This is a genomic window from Haladaptatus paucihalophilus DX253 (genome assembly GCF_000376445.1).
Lineage (GTDB): Archaea > Halobacteriota > Halobacteria > Halobacteriales > Haladaptataceae > Haladaptatus > Haladaptatus paucihalophilus.
This window is the reverse complement of sequence record NZ_AQXI01000002.1, coordinates 19,708-34,837: the sequence shown is the minus strand read 5'-3', so window position 1 is coordinate 34,837 and position 15,130 is coordinate 19,708. Positions and strand designations below refer to the sequence as shown.

General features: G+C 61.1%; 12 protein-coding genes and 1 pseudogene. 6 read left to right on the top strand and 7 right to left on the bottom strand.

Annotated elements, in window-relative coordinates; translation table 11 throughout:
- Positions 1-68: 68 nt before the first annotated feature.
- Both B208_RS0116445 and B208_RS0116440 read left to right on the top strand, forming a co-directional pair.
- Positions 69-1,037 (top strand): sugar phosphate isomerase/epimerase family protein, encoded by a 969-nt coding sequence (locus tag B208_RS0116445; protein WP_007983162.1) that lies wholly within the window; start codon positions 69-71, stop codon positions 1,035-1,037.
- A gap of 9 nt (positions 1,038-1,046) precedes the next feature.
- A pseudogene (locus B208_RS0116440) lies at positions 1,047-1,319 on the top strand (oxidoreductase); the annotation flags it as partial.
- Between the two features lie 87 nt (positions 1,320-1,406).
- Here B208_RS0116440 and B208_RS0116435 read toward each other — a convergent pair.
- Positions 1,407-2,162, bottom strand: a complete 756-nt coding sequence (locus B208_RS0116435; protein ID WP_007983160.1) for an IclR family transcriptional regulator — start codon at positions 2,160-2,162, stop codon at positions 1,407-1,409.
- Between the two features lie 636 nt (positions 2,163-2,798).
- Between B208_RS0116435 and B208_RS0116425 the strand changes: the two genes are divergently transcribed.
- Positions 2,799-3,458 (top strand): ThuA domain-containing protein, encoded by a 660-nt coding sequence (locus tag B208_RS0116425; RefSeq protein ID WP_007983155.1) that lies wholly within the window; start codon positions 2,799-2,801, stop codon positions 3,456-3,458.
- Between the two features lie 8 nt (positions 3,459-3,466).
- On the opposite strand, the gene B208_RS0116420 is transcribed toward B208_RS0116425, so the two are convergent.
- Entirely contained in the window at positions 3,467-5,467 is a 2,001-nt protein-coding gene (locus B208_RS0116420; RefSeq protein WP_007983152.1) for a beta-galactosidase, read from the bottom strand.
- A 75-nt stretch (positions 5,468-5,542) separates the two neighbouring features.
- A complete protein-coding gene (locus tag B208_RS0116415) occupies positions 5,543-6,238 on the bottom strand; it encodes a hypothetical protein (RefSeq protein ID WP_007983150.1) in 696 nt (231 codons plus the stop codon).
- Between the two features lie 288 nt (positions 6,239-6,526).
- On the opposite strand from B208_RS0116415, the gene B208_RS0116410 reads away from it, so the two are divergent.
- The 3 genes from B208_RS0116410 to B208_RS0116400 all read left to right on the top strand — a co-directional run bounded on the left by B208_RS0116410 (position 6,527) and on the right by B208_RS0116400 (position 9,896).
- On the top strand, positions 6,527-7,294 hold the full coding sequence (locus B208_RS0116410; protein ID WP_232423840.1) for a carbohydrate ABC transporter permease: 768 nt from the start codon (positions 6,527-6,529) through the stop codon (positions 7,292-7,294).
- Between the two features lie 12 nt (positions 7,295-7,306).
- Entirely contained in the window at positions 7,307-8,179 is an 873-nt protein-coding gene (locus tag B208_RS0116405) for a carbohydrate ABC transporter permease (RefSeq protein ID WP_007983146.1), read from the top strand.
- A 70-nt stretch (positions 8,180-8,249) separates the two neighbouring features.
- Positions 8,250-9,896, top strand: a complete 1,647-nt coding sequence (locus tag B208_RS0116400; RefSeq protein ID WP_007983144.1) for a TCP-1/cpn60 chaperonin family protein — start codon at positions 8,250-8,252, stop codon at positions 9,894-9,896.
- A 112-nt stretch (positions 9,897-10,008) separates the two neighbouring features.
- Here B208_RS0116400 and B208_RS0116395 read toward each other — a convergent pair whose 3' ends face one another.
- The 4 genes from B208_RS0116395 to B208_RS0116380 form a co-directional block, all read right to left on the bottom strand.
- Positions 10,009-11,163: an ABC transporter ATP-binding protein gene (locus B208_RS0116395; protein WP_007983142.1), complete on the bottom strand. Its 1,155-nt coding sequence runs from the start codon at positions 11,161-11,163 to the stop codon at positions 10,009-10,011.
- A gap of 196 nt (positions 11,164-11,359) precedes the next feature.
- A complete protein-coding gene (locus tag B208_RS0116390; RefSeq protein WP_007983140.1) occupies positions 11,360-12,922 on the bottom strand; it encodes an extracellular solute-binding protein in 1,563 nt (520 codons plus the stop codon).
- Positions 12,923-13,019: 97 nt separating this feature from the next.
- Positions 13,020-13,781, bottom strand: a complete 762-nt coding sequence (locus B208_RS0116385) for a hydroxypyruvate isomerase family protein (RefSeq protein ID WP_026177899.1) — start codon at positions 13,779-13,781, stop codon at positions 13,020-13,022.
- Between the two features lie 3 nt (positions 13,782-13,784).
- On the bottom strand, positions 13,785-14,897 hold the full coding sequence (locus tag B208_RS0116380; RefSeq protein WP_007983136.1) for a Gfo/Idh/MocA family protein: 1,113 nt from the start codon (positions 14,895-14,897) through the stop codon (positions 13,785-13,787).
- Positions 14,898-15,130: the final 233 nt, after the last annotated feature.

Genomic DNA, 15,130 nt, shown 5'->3' with positions numbered 1-15,130 from the left:
GGCGGAGGGAGCGGTATTTTCGGTTCGGACACCGCAAATTATTTGAATCGACTGTGAGATTCTCACCCATGGATGTCGGAGTCCTCACGGTCGCATTAGCCGAAGAATCGATAGAAGACACGTTCTCGTACTTATCCGATCTGGGAGTCGGTGCGGTCGAACTCGCCTGCGGAGGGTTCGTCGGCGACCCACACCTTCCTCGGGAGGTGTATTTGGATGACGAAGAGGCCCAAGCCGAATTGCAGTCGTTGCTCGACGAAAACGACCTGTACGTCTCGGCACTGGCGACACACAACAATCCGCTGCATCCCGTGGAGGATAAGGCGGCCGAAGCCGACGAGGAGCTTCGCGAGACCATTCGTCTCGCGAGTCAACTCGACGTAGACGCCGTCACGACGTTCTCAGGTCTGCCCGGCGGCGGCCCGGACGACTCCGTCCCGAACTGGATCACCGCGCCGTGGCCCGACGAGCATCACGAGGCCCACGAGTATCAGTGGAACGAGGTTGCCATCCCGTACTGGCAGGAACTCGAAGCGTACGCGGACGACTACGGCGTGGACATCGCCATCGAGATGCACCCCAACATGCTCGTCTACGAACCGCACGGGATGCTCGAACTCCGCGAGGCGACGGGCGACCGTATGGGCGCCAACTTCGACCCGTCCCACCTGTTCTGGCAGGACATCGATATCACCGACGCGATTCGTCTCCTCGGCGAAGCGGACGCCATTCACCACTTCCACGCCAAGGACACCAAAGTGTACGACGCGAACGCCCGCGAGAAGGGCGTGCTCGACACGACGCCGTACACCGAGGAGGCGAACCGCTCGTGGCTGTTCCGTTCCATCGGCTACGGCCACGGCGAGGCGTTCTGGAAGGACGTCGTCTCAACCCTGCGGATGGTGGGGTACGACGGTGCGCTCTCCATCGAACACGAGGATTCGCTCACGTCGGCGACGGAAGGCTTGGAGAAGGCCATCGACGTGCTCGACCGAGCGGTGTTCGAATCGAACCCCGGCGACGCCTACTGGGTCTAAGGGGAACAGATGAACGAACCACTCTCCGTCGGGGTCCTCGGTTATCGGTTCATGGGCAAAGCGCACGCCAACGCGCTCGCCCGCCTGTCGATGTTCTTCCCGGACGCGCCCGAGGTCGAACGACGTGTGCTCGTCGGACGGGACAAGGCGGCACTTGCGGATGCCGTCGAGGAACTCGGGTTCGAGGAGTACAGTACAGATTGGGAAGATGTCGTCGGCGACGTCGACGTGTTCTACAATCTCGGCCCGAACGCTATCCACGCCGACCCCTCCGTCGAGGCGTCCGACGAATCTGGTGAACAGATCGACGTCTCCTGACCGGTGGGAAATTCGGGTCGGGACTGCGTTTTTTCGAACGAGGATTTTCGTTCAGTAGTTGATGTTGAGTTCGACGACGTTGGCCGCGTTGAGTACCCGCTTCGACAGTTCATCGTGGAGGTCGTCGTCGCTCACCCTGTTCGCGGGAGCGGAGACGCTGATGGCACCCAACACCTCGTTCGAGGAGGTGCGAACCGGTGCTGCGATACAGCGGAGGCCCTCCAATCGTTCCCCGTCGTCGATGGCGTATCCTCGCTCGCGGACCTCTTCCAGCGTCTCGAACAGCTCCTCTCGCGTACCGATGCTCTGCGGCGTGACGCGTTCGAGCCCGTGCCGTTCGACGATTTCGTCGACGCGCTCCTCGGGTAGGTGCGCGAGAATCGCCTTTCCGAGTCCCGTCGTGTGGAGGTACGTTCGGAGACCGGCGTGCGTATCCAAATCGACCGCTTTCGCGCCTTTGGCTCGCATCAGGTAGACGCCCTTTCCCTGTTCTTCCACGAGGAGATTCGCGAGCTCGCCGGTTTCGTCAGCGAGCGCTTTGATTTCCGGTTCCGCAACCTCGTAGAGTTCCATCGATTTCCGTGTGTGGCCGCCGACTTCGAGGAACTTCAGCCCGAGTTGGTACTCGTCCCCGACCTTCACGACGTATCCGTACTTCCGGAGGGTCGTCAGATGGTTGTGGACCATGCTCTTTCCCATACCCGACCCCTCGGCGAGTTCGGTCACGCCACACGAACCCCGTTCCATCAACTCCTCGACCAAGGCGAGCGTTTTTTCGGTGGTTTTCACCGGGTGTTTTGCGTCCATGTCAATGGAAGGCACACATTCATCACTCATAAACGTTCTGGATACCAGAACGGAAAGAAAACGACGAAACCCGTTCGAATCGCGCACCCGAAACCGAACGGCGCTCTTCGCTCGCCCGAGAACGCATCGCGCTTCTCGCACCGTCCCATCGAACGACGTTTTCGACCACTCGGCGGTTCGGTCCGAGGCGGGATTCAGTCGGCGTCTTCGACTCGCGTCTCCGTGAAATGGGTTCGGCCGGTCGTCGGAATGTCCATCGTCGCGGTGACCGCGAACTTCTCGAAGAAGGCGGACGAGAAACCGTCGCACCGTCGATGGATTTCCGTCCTTCGTCTTGATTTCGACGGTGGAAGGACCGAACCGTTCTCTGTTGCAAAACGGAGAAGGTGAATCGACGTATCCATTGACCGTTCGGCAGAATTGTGGCGACTACCGTCGCCACGTAGGGAAAAGAAACGAACTCGGAGTGGAGAGCACGTCGGTGAACGTTATTCGCCCCGTAACGTCAGGTGGATCTGTCATTTCGATACCATTCTCCGCGTTCCGCGGTTTAGAACGCCACGGTCACCGGTTGACGGTCGAGTAGATTGCCGCAATCGACCGAATCATATGCCCCCGCTTCCGTAAGTGGAAGTCATGGCCGACAAAACCAGCGTGCTTCTCATCGGGGAGAACACGTTTCCCTTCCACGAATTCGACGAAATGGCACCACGTATCGAGAACGCTCTCGGGGACGACATCGCCGTGACTCGAACGACGGACCGTGATTCCCTGCGCAGCCTCGACGACTACGACGTCCTCGCCGACTACCTCACCGACAGCTCCCTTTCCGGCGCTCAGCGAGACGGTCTCTCGTCGTTCGTCGCGGATGGTGGCGGTTATCTCGGGATACACTGTGCCGCGGACATCACCAGTACCCACGACGGATCCGGTGGCATCGACCACCGGGACGAACCGTTCCCGGAACTCCGGGAGTTGCTTGGCGGGCACTTCATCGGGCATCCGGAGCAATCGACGCTTCGCGTCGATATCGCCGATACCGATCACCCGGTTACCGCCGGGATCGAGGATTTCGAGGTGTTCGACGAACCGTACACGGTCGATTACGATGAGGACGCGATACGCGTCCTCGCTCGGATGGACCACCCCGATCTCGACGACTATCCGGTCACCTGGGTACGGACGGTCGGCGACGGAAACGTCTGCTACGTCTCGCTCGGGCACACAGCTGAGGCATTCGAAAACCCGCAGTACCGACGCCTCCTTCGAAACGCCGTTCGATGGGTGAGCGCCTGATCGGCGTCTTACCTTTCCACCGCTACGTCTGTAGGAGTCCCCTCGATCACGAGTAGGTCGTAGCCGGGAACGGTTTCCTCGCCCAACCGAACGTCTGCATCGCCGACGTCGACGTCTATCGGTTCGCTGCTGTAATTGAACACCCACGTCAGATCGCCGCGGTGGGCGACCCGGACGCGGTCCGGGAGCGGGTCGGCCGCGTGTGTGACGTTGGCCCGCGTGAGCACGTCGGAGACGAGGGCGTCCGCGAGTTCGGCGTCCGGCCAGATCCCGACGTAAGCGACCGACCCGGGTTCGGCTTCACGCACGGTGATGGCCGTACGTCCTTCGCCGATCCCGGTCGCGTACTGCCCCACGACCCTCGCGTCGTCGGCGTCGATCCACTCCGCCCACGTTCGATATCCGTACCGTTCGCCCCGATACGAGAGGCGGGCGTCGGGCGAGTCCGCTGGGACGCTCTCGTGTTGATCGACGCGAACACCCGCGAGGTCGGCGAGCGGTCCCGGCGGTCGAGTGGCGTGTAGCTTGTTGTGCGGGTCCTTCTCCCCCGAACGAATCGTGAACAACAGGTGACCGCCGCTCTCGACGTATCGTCGGAAGGCCGACTCGACATCGTCGCCGACGAGGTGCAGCGACGGGGCGAGGACCGCATCGTAGTCTTCGAAGTCGGCGTCGGTCGGAAGTACGTCTACTTGTACGCCGCGACCCCGAAGCGCGTGGTAGTACGTGTGGAGGTGGTTCCAATAGTCGAAATCGGGCGACATCGCCTGTTCATCGAGCGCCCAGAGGCTTTCGTAGTCGAGGACGAGCGCGACGGGAGCGGTGACCGAACCTCGGTCGAGATCGGCGAGTTCCGCCGCCGCCGCCGTCGCGTCGTGATATCCGCGGTCGGCGGTCCCGTCCCGCTTTCGAAGCCCGGCGTGATACTGCTCCTGTCCCTCCAGACACCGTCGCCACCTGAAGTAGGAGACGACGTCGGCACCGTGAGCGACCGCGTGGTGTGCCCAGAGACGCATCGCACCCTTTGCCGGTTGGGTGGTCTCGGGCGGCCAGTTGATCGCCCCCGGTTGCTGCTCCATCACCCAGAAGTTCCCGGGTGCGGCGCAGCGATAGCGGTCGTGATTGAATCCGATCTGGTCCAGATTTCCGACCCGAAGTTCGTCCGCATCGGCCGGATCGTCGTCGGCGACTTGGGGGAATCCGGTCGGATACGAATCCCACGCGGCGAAGTCGAGATCGTCGCCGACGTCGTATGGGTCCAGCTGACCGAAATCGAACATGAAGTTGTGGGTGACGAACCAGTCGTCGTTCGCCTCCCGCAGTCGATCCGCTTGGGATCGGTTGTAGGATACGACGCTCGCGCTCGCGAAGCGGTGGTAGTCGAGCAACCGCCCCGGATGGTGATCGGTGACCGTGTGACGCGGCGGGTCGATCTCCTCGAAATCGGTGTGGTGCTGGCTCCAGAACGTCGTCCCCCACGATTCGTTCAGCGTGTCGATACCGCCGTACTTCTCACGCAGCCAGATCCGAAAAGCCGTCGCGCAGTCGTCGCAGTAGCACCGGATGGTGTCGTGGCAGCCATACTCGTTGTCGGTCTGCCAGCCGACGACCGCCGGATGGTCGGCGAAGTGTTCGGCGAGGACGGTGACGATGCGGTCGGTCTGCTCCCGGTAGGTCTCCGAGTTGAAGCAGTAGTGTCGCCGACTGCCGAAGTGACGGGCGCTCCCGTCCGGTTCCTCCTGAAGGATGTCCGGATGCTGGTCGACTAACCATTTGGGTGGCGTCGCCGTGGGGGTACATAGTACCGCCTTCATCCCGTGCTCGTGCACGAGATCGACCGCGGTTTCGAGCCACTCGAAGTCGAGTTCGCCGGGTCGCGGCTCGAGTCTCGACCAGGAGAACTCGCCCATGCGGACGTATTCGATTCCCGCCTCGGCCATCTGCTCGACGTCTGTGGTCCATCGTTCTCGGGGCCAGTGTTCCGGAAAATAACACACGCCTATCGACATACCTTCGTGTGGCGTGGAAACGATTATCAAGTTATCGGTGGCATCGAACGGTCCTCGATTCCGGCTTCTCGTCGATCACGTCATCGAGGTGAATACGACGAAGGCGACGGTCGTCGGAAGCAGCGCCAGCGTGCTTCGAACCCGACCGAGACTATAGCGCCGGGCGAGCACTGGCCGAAGAACCAGCGCGCAGAGAAGCCATCCGCTGATCCGGAGCAGGCGAACCATTTGCATCTGCTGTGTGCTCCGGATGTTCATCCGTACTTCCATGATCTTCGGTGCCACCTGTGAGACACTACCGCCGGAAAGGGCGGCGACGCCGACGTCCGAGCCGGAAATCGTGAGCGCGAGAACTGAGGCGACCACGAAAATCGGGACGAACACCACGGAGAGGTACCCACCGACTTTGAACGTGGTTACGTCGAGACTTCGATTGGAGGCGATCAACCCGGCGATCGCACCGATCGTTCCGAAGAAAAAGAACAGCAGTAACAGGGTCTGGAAACTCGTGTAGATGAAATTGAGGACGAACGCCGACAGCAACGACGGGAACGGTTCCCCGCCCCTCATCACTCCCGGCTCGATGAGGTACGTAAACCCGCTCCGAAAGAGGACGTGGGCGAACACGCCGATCGCGGGCGCCGTCCAGCCGTAATATTCGATGGATTCGGCCGCCTCGCCGAAGTCATCCGCGTCGAGGAAGGCCCGCCACGCGTCGGTGGTCGAATCGACCCTAGCGCGCCAGGCCCCGTATGCAGTTTCGAACGCCATGCAACGTTCAATTTCACTAGACTGTCAAGGGTGTTTCGACTAGACACCGAGTATCGGGACGTTCGGTACCAAAATGTTATTACCACCCCAGGGAATGTAATGAGACGAAGTAGCATGGTGAAATACTATCAGTTACGGAATCAGCTTCTCAACCGAGTTTCGCTACCACAAAAGTATCGCCACCTCCTGTCGAAGGAGAGCGTCTGGGGTTGGTTGTTTCTCGTACCGACCCTGGTCTCGCTCGGTCTGGTAAGCGTCTATCCCGTCTTCCGTGCGGCGTACCTGAGTATGAACGAGTACAACGGAATCACCCCGCCGACGTGGGTCGGCCCGGCACACTACGTGAAGATACTGTCGGGGTGGCCGGAGTTCTGGCAGGTGTTGCTCAACACCGTCTCGTGGGCGTTCGGCTCGATCATCATCATGCTCCTGGTCGGGATGGGGTTCGCCGTCCTTCTCAACCGCGAATTTCGAGGGCGAAACGTCGTCCAGGGGTTGCTCCTGCTGCCGTGGGCGATGCCGTACATCGCCGTGGCGCTGAACTTCCAGTGGATGTACAACTACAATCTCGGGGTGTTCAACGGCCTCTTGCGGCTGGTCGGTCTCGGCGCGATTCCGTGGATCGGGAGTTCGAAGTTCGCGCTGTTTTCGGCCATGCTCGGTTGGGTGTGGCGAAACTTCCCGTTCTTCATGATCAGCTTCCTCGCCGCGATGAAGGCGATTCCGGATTCGCTGTACGAGGCGGCGCTCGTCGATGGCTCCTCCCGATGGGAGCTGTTCCGCCACATTACGCTTCCGTACCTACAGCCGGTTATCATCGTGACGACGCTGTTGATGAGTCTGTGGACGTTCAACAATTTCACCATGATATTCGTGCTGACGAGCGGTGGTCCGGGAATGTCGTCGATGGTGCTCCCGGTGTACGTGTACAACAACGCGTTCCTGTCGAATTCCGTCGGGTTGGCAAGCGCCATCGGGATGGTCATGATGGTCATCATGCTCGGGTACGGACTGGTGTACCTCCAGCTCTACCGGCAGGATATCGGTCAGGTGTGAGGTGAACACGATATGGCAACCAAATCACCGCAATCGAACTCGTCGTTCCTGAACGACCCGAGGCTCAAAACGATCGGATTCCACGCGTTCGTGTGGAGCCTCACGCTCATCGTCCTGTTTCCCATCATCTGGATGGTCGTCACCTCATTGAACGTGACGACCGTCGAGGAGCTAACGCAAATTGGTATCACGGGGTGGCTAAGCGGAGTGAGCCTAAACAACTACATGACGATGCTGAACCAGACGACGTTCCTCACGTGGTTCATCAACAGCGCCATCGTCTCGCTGGCGTCCACGCTCATCAGCATCGTCGTCTGTATCTTCGGGGCGTACAGCATCGGACGGTTGCGATTCCGCGGTCGAAAGGTGGTCGCGACGTTCCTCCTCATCACGCAGATGTTCCCGTACGTGGTCATCGTCATCCCGCTGTTCCTCGTCTTCCGTGACCTCGGGCTGTTCAACACGCTCACTGGCCTCGTCATCGCGTACATCGCCTTCACGTTACCGTTTACCACGTGGATGTTGCGGGGATTCTACGAGAATCTCCCCGCCCAGCTAGAAGAGGCGGCGATGGTCGATGGCAGTACCCGCATCGGGGCGGTCATCAGTGTCATTCTCCCGCTATCCGCACCCGCCATCGCGACGACGTTCATCTTCGGGTGGATTCTGGCGTGGAACGAGTTCCTCTTCGCGCTCGTGCTCATCAACGACCCGACCAAGAAGACGCTGCCGCCGGGAATCGGCTCGTGGATCGGACAGAACACGGTCAACTGGGGGCTCATCATGGCCGGTTCGACGGCCGTCAGTTTGCCGCTCCTCCTGCTGTTCGTCTTCCTCCAACGCTACCTCGTCGAGGGACTGGCGGAGGGTGCCGTCAAGTCGTAACGGACGCCCGCGGGCAGAACGACACGAATTTTCACAAAAGTAAAGTCGGGTGGGGTCCGTTCTGTTTTCTATGGAGCAACCACCTACTTCCCCATCCGGTCAGATCTCCGGATACACTCGTTTCGACCGGTCCGAAACGAGCGAAATCATCGAAACCGCGGCCGAGGAGATGGGAAGCCTCGTCCGGAGCACGCTTGGACCGTCCGGCCTCGACAAACTCGTCGTTCGCCGACAGCAAGACGACGAGATTCGCGGACTCGCGAGCAACGATGGGATTTCCATCATCGAGGAGTTCGAGGGGGAGACGAACCATCCGGTCGCACAACACCTCATCGAAACGGCGGAGGCACAGGAGGACGACTTCGGGGACGGGACGACAACGACGGTACTGCTGACGAGCGAACTGCTCACCGCCGGACTCGACCTCGTCGCCGAGGGTGTCGCCCCGACGACCGTCATCGAGGGGTTCTCCATCGCCGCCCAGCGGACGCTCGAAGTCTGGGATGACTCCAGCGTCTCGCTAGCGTCGTCAAACGGTGCATCGCTCGACCGCGACCTCCTTCGGAACGTGGCGCTAACCGGGATGACGAACGGGAGTACGAAATCCTGGTCGCTGCACGGTCTCGCCGACCCCGTCGTGGAGGCCGTCCTCCGCGTGTCGAACCCGCAAACCGGTTCGGTGGACCTCTCGTTCGTCCGAACGGAGGCGATGCCGGGCGGGAGCGTCGCCGATTCGTCCCTCGTGCCCGGTGCGTTCGTTCCCAAGGAACCGTACTGGGGAACCGGAGAACTGCCGGTCGAGGGACCAGCGCTGCTGGTCGGCGGCGACGTGGCACCCAGGGACCCGGCGTTTCAGGGCAACGTGACGGCGGACACGGACGGGTTCGACGGTGTGCGGACCGTGGACACACGCCGGTTCGACGACATCGCGGCCGCGATTCGCGCGACGGGCGCGGTTGCCGTCATCGCGAGCGGGGATATTCACCGCGATATCGCCCAAGAGCTGGGTAGCCGTGGCGTGCTCACGGTGCAGAACGTGAAGGATTCGCGCATCGAGTTCCTCGCCCGTGCGACTGGAGCATCGGTATCGACGCCGCTCGTTTCGGCCGACGTGGTGGACGCCGAAGCGACGGCACCCGTGCGCATCGACCAACGGTTCGACCAGCAGGACGAGAGCTGGTTGGCAGTGATGGCGACGGGCCCGGATGTCCCCGAGGCGGTGTCGTTCGTCGTCCGCGGCGGCAGCGACTCCGTCGCCCGCGAAGCCGAGCGGCGGGTCAAGGACGGGCTGAACGCCGTTCGAGCGGCGGTGATGCGCCCGGAAGCGCTTCCCGGCGGCGGGGCGGCGGAAATCGCCGCGGCGGTGGCGCTCCGCGACTTCGCACCGGGCGTCGCCGGACGGGCACAGCTCGCGGTCGAAGCGTTCGCGGACGCGATAGAGACGATTCCGCTCACGCTGGCTCGGAACGCCGGTCGCGATGCGCTCGGTACCGTGCTCGACCTCCGGAGCCGTCACGCGGGCGGGAATGGACGGGCGGGGATCACCGCGAACGGAGTCGTCGTCGACGACGTGTTCGACCACGGCGCGTTCGACCCGCAACTCGTTCGGACCAGCGGATTCGTCCGCGGCGTCGAGTTCACGAACAGCTACCTCCGCATCGACGGCATCCTCTACAACGCGACCCCCGGCAGTCCGCTCGACGGAGCATCGCCGTGACTCGAAAAAAGGTCGGTGGTGGCGAGAGCGAAGCTGAGTACGAATACGGGTGTAGCCGTCCAGTGGTAGGTCCCGTCTGGTCGGCAGTGAGCCGTCCGTTTTCCTCAAACGGCTATCGAACCGGTGGGTCTTCCCGCTGCGTCCGCCCCTCGACGAGGAGGTTGTTACCTGTCTCCTCGTCGAACAGGTGAATGTCGTCATCGTCGAAAGTGATGTGCACCTCATCGCCGACGTCGGGATTTACATCGGGCGGGACGAACATCACGTATTCCCGTTCTTCGTCCACGTCCGCCTCCATCGCCGACGGCTCAAAGTACAGAAGATTGTCCCGGCCGAGCGGTTCGACCAGCTCGACGGTGACCGCGCTCGCGTTCCGGTGGGATGATTCGCACAGTTCGAGGTCTTCCGGTCGGATGCCGAGAACGAATCGGTCCGAAGCGGTTCGTTCGGCCGTCTCGGCGATATCGTCCGATAAGACGTGGTCGATCTGGCCCGTGAATCGGGAGACACCTTGTCGGGCCTCGATGATTCCGTCGAAGATGTTCATGCTCGGACTCCCGATGAACTGGGCCACGAACAGGTTCGTGGGGTCGTTGTACACCTCCCGTGGGCTACCCACCTGCTGGAGTTCGCCGTGGTTCAGGATGGCGATTCGGTCCGACATCGTCATCGCCTCCTCTTGATCGTGCGTGACGTAGATGGTGGTCGTCCCGAGTTCCTGCTGGATGCGGTTGAGCTCCGTCCGCATGTGTTTGCGGAGCTTGGCGTCGAGGTTCGACAGCGGTTCGTCGAAGAGGAACACCTCCGGTTCGCGGACGATAGCGCGTCCCGTCGCCACGCGCTGTTTCTGTCCGCCGGACAGCTGACGGGGTTTGTTGTCGAGGAGTTCCGGGATGCCAAGCAGATCCGCCGTCTCCTCGACGCGTCGGTTGATTTCCGCCTTGTCGAGCGTCGTCGAACGCTTGAGCCCGAACGCGAGGTTCTCACGCACGCTGAGGTGCGGATACAGTGCGTAGTTCTGGAACACCATCGCGATATCTCGGTCACGTGGCGGGAGGAAATTCACGACTTCGTCGTCGATGGATATCTCCCCAGCCGTTATCTCTTCGAGCCCGGCGAGCATTCGGAGCGTCGTCGATTTGCCCGAGCCGCTCGGCCCGACTAATGTCAGGAATTCTCCGTCGGCGACCTCGAGTTCGAAATTATCGACGGCAACCGTTTTGCTGCCGTAGACCTTTTGAACGGAATCGAAAACTATTCGTCCCATATACCATGTTGATAGGGAACAGTTGTCTATAAAAATATTCCGTCGTTATCGACGGGATTTTTCCCATCAGATACAGCTCTCCGAACCGAGAAATCGTCGTTTCAGTGGATCGGATGGCGAAGGTTATCAACCCAGACCAAACCCGACGGGCCTCATGGATGTGGTGTCGGGAACGGTGGGTGTACCCACCCTGTCGTCATTCGTAGGGATTCCAGATCTTCGGCGTGTTGTTGGAACCGGTGATCCAATCCTGCACCTCCTTCGGGGCGTCGTCGAGGCTCGGTTTCTCGGACTTGTTCTTGAGCGTGTAGTCCAGTTTCTTGTTCGCCTCGTTTCGAACGCTGTTGGCCATGCCGACTAACGCTTCCTTCGGGTCCTTGTTCGAGCCCAGGATGGCCGAAATCGCTTGGCTGTATCCGGTCGTCGAACCTTCGACCGATCCGAGGAACGGCGTGTCCTGTCCGCCGCCGTAGACGCCGTATCGCCGAGTCTCCTGTGCTTGGGTGACGAATGCGTCAAGCCAGTCGTCGGGAAGCTTCGTCGGGTTCTTCGTGAAGAGGTCCATCTGTTCCTGACTCTTTCGTACCGGCATGAAGACGGGTGCAGACGCCGCGAAGTAGTCGGACTGGTTGTCCGGTTGCATCATGTACTTCACGAACTCGTTCGAGAGATTCCCGACATCGTGTTTGGAAACGTCGTCGGTGAACGGGCTGAGACAGGAACCGCCGCGGAACGACCACTGTTTGCCAAGCGGTCCCTCGGGCATCGGCTGGATACCCACGTTATCCCGAAGGCCGGCGTGTTCCTTCGTCCGGGCGAGACGCGCGTCCTCCGCGCCGAGGTGCGCCATCCCGGCGTCCCGCTCGCGGAAGAACTTGTCCGTCGCGCTCGAATCCTGGCTCGTCCAACCATCGGCCGTGAGATTCCACGCCTTCTTCAGGCTGGCGTAGAACAGGTGACCGAACAGGGACCCGGCAGAATCGAGTTCCACCTGCCACTTCCCGTCCTTCTTGCTGTAGAACTTCCCGCCCGCGTTCGCGGTGTAGGCGAACATGTGTTGACCGGTCGTGAAGTCGCGAGCGCCGGGTTCGATGTACCCCGGATTTCCGGTCTCTTTGACCACGTCTTTCCCTATTTTAACGAGCTCCTTCCAGTCCTTCGGCGGCTTGCTGTGACCCGCCTTTTCGAGGAGGTCCTTCCGATAGTACATCGGTCGCGTCTCGACGAACCACGGGACGCCCCACTTCTTGTCGTCCCAACTGGCCCACGCTTCCATCGGCCCGTACCAGTCGTCGTACGAATCGTAAATGTCCGTGACGGGTGCCGTCGCACCGAGACTTCCGAAGTTCACGGCGTGTTCGTTGGCCATCTCCGAGACGTTCGGCGTCGTCCGTCCCTGAATGGACGCGTTCCACTTCGGGAACACCTGATTCCACACGATGACGTTCGTCGAGACGTTGACCGGCGAATCCGAGTGTTTTTCGAAGCCCTTGGCGGCCTGTTTGATGTTCTTCGTCACTTCCGGGATGTATCCGCGCATCGTCCAGAAGATGAAGTCCTTTTCACCCTTCGTTTTGCTATCACCGCCGCTACCGCCGAACTGTTCAGTACATCCGGACAATCCGGCTGCGGCACCGGCTGCACCCATGGATGCAGCGGCCTCCATGAAACCGCGCCGGGAGTAGTCTCCCTCGTCGGGGGTACCGGTTATCGTCTCGTCAGTAGCGTCGCCGATCGATGAATCAGTTGCCTTCGGCATAGTGACACGGATTATCATTACTATAGAGGACAATAATCTTTTCCCTTAGGATGATTCGCTCCTCGTCGAACAGCCCTTCGAAGGAAAACGAGAACCGCTACCCGTTTAGGATAGTACGACAGTCGCTCACGGCCGCGGCGTCGTCACCTTCGGGGGAGAATTCGCACCCGATGTAGCCGTCGTACCCCGCAGCGGCGAGCGCGGGGAGGATGTTCTCATAGTCGAGTTCCCCCGTTCCGGGTTCGTGTCGACCGGGAACGTCCGCGATGTGGACGTACCCGATATGGTCGAGGTGACTCGTCATGTTGGCGATGACGTTTCCTTCCGTGATCTGCTGATGGTACACGTCGAAGAGGAGTTTAACGTTCGAATCGCCGACCGCATCGACGATGTCGTATCCTTCCGCCGACGATTCGAGGAAGTAACCGGGGTGATCCACGGCCGTGTTCAACGGTTCGACGGCGAGCGTAACGCCCGCGTCGGCGGCGTCGGGGGCGACGCTCTCGAGAGCAGCCACGATAGCACCTCGTTGGGTTGAATGATCGATATCCGCCTGTTCCTGTCCCACGGTGATAATGAGGGTCGAACAGCCGAGGCGTGCGGCCGTTTCGATGGATTCGCGCATGGACCGGCGGGCCTCGGAGGTTCGGGCCCGGTCCGTCAGCGGGACGTCGCTGCCGAGCATGGCTGCGACGTTCAGGTCGTGTTCGTCACACGCGTTGGCGACCGCATCGAGGTCCTTGTCGCGCCATCCCCAGAACTCCACCGCGTCCGCGCCGGCCGCCGCGGCGAGACCGATCCGCTCCGTAAACGGTACTCCTTCGAAGACCATCTCGACGCAAACCGACAGTTCTGGCATCGGTCACTCCTCGGCGGGTTCCGGAGTGAGCGTTCCGTCTTCGATGAGCGCATCGAGGGGGTTGTCCTCGATGTCGAGCGGCAACTCGACGCGGCCGTGTCGTCGTGACGATTCCCACGCGCCGAAGATGATTTCCGTCGCCTTGAGCGCGTTCTCCGCGTTCAGTTCGGAGGTGGAATCGTTCTCGACCGCTTCGACGACGTCGGCTATCGCACGGTCGATGAAGACCCGACCGAACTCCCGAGTGTCGAGGCCGTGGAGACCCTCGCCGTCACAGTCGACGTGTTCCCACCCGTCGTCCCCGTCGCGCTTGATGCGGAGGATCTGGTCGTCGGTTTCGTTGTTCGGGAAGCCGTGTCCGATTTCGATGGTGCCCTCGCTGCCCACCAGGCGGTTGTGACAGTTGACCAGATCCGCTCCGATTCCGGTCGTTGCGAGTCCGTAGACGCCGTTCTCGTATCTCCAAGAGGCGAGCGTCTGGTTCTCGTTGTGGGCACCGAACCACAGGTCTTCGTCCCGGTAGTCGAGCTGGGAGATGACCCACTCGGCCCTTCCCTCGTCGTTGAAGTAGTTACAGAGGTCTACCGAGTGGGACCCGTAGTCGTAGATGTTGGGAGCCGCACACTCGACCCGCTGGAGGTCTCCGATTTCGCCGGCATCGAGCAATTCCTTGGCCCTTCGATATCCTCGGCCGAAGCGGCGTTGGTGATTGAACGTCAATTTGACGCCCTCCTCGTCACATACTTCGACCATCCGTTCGACGTTCGACCACGTCCTGTCCATGGGTTTCTCGCAGTGTATCGCCTGCACCGCGTTGCTCCGTGCGATGTCGGTCACGATGTCGGCGTGCGTCGGCGGGGGCGTACAGACGCTGACGATGTCGGGTTCGACCTCGGTGACCATGTCGAGGTACTCCTCGAATACGCCGTCCGCTTCGATACCCCAGTAGTCGGCGAACGCTTTCGCGTTGGGTTCGACGATATCGGCACAGGCGACCAACTCCGCCCCCGCGTGGTCGTACGCCGCGGCGTGACGATACGCCATCGCGAATCCTTGGTTGTTCTGTGTCTCGGGGTCCGGTCCGGTTCCGACGAAGGCGCTAGTAACTGCTTTCATTGCCTCTGAATCACGTACGGAGGTTATTCGAATCCCGCAATAAAGTTTGTGATTTGGTAACTTGTACCTTTCAGATGACGCTCGGGAGTGCTGACATCGCACCGTATCCGAATCGAGCGCGAGGCTCACTGACGGATGCGAACTGAAGCACCTCGGTCCGGTCGAGCGAGGGGAAACGGTGAAACTGGACCGACGAACCGGACGACCACCGGCCTCCCGAAACGGCATGCGCA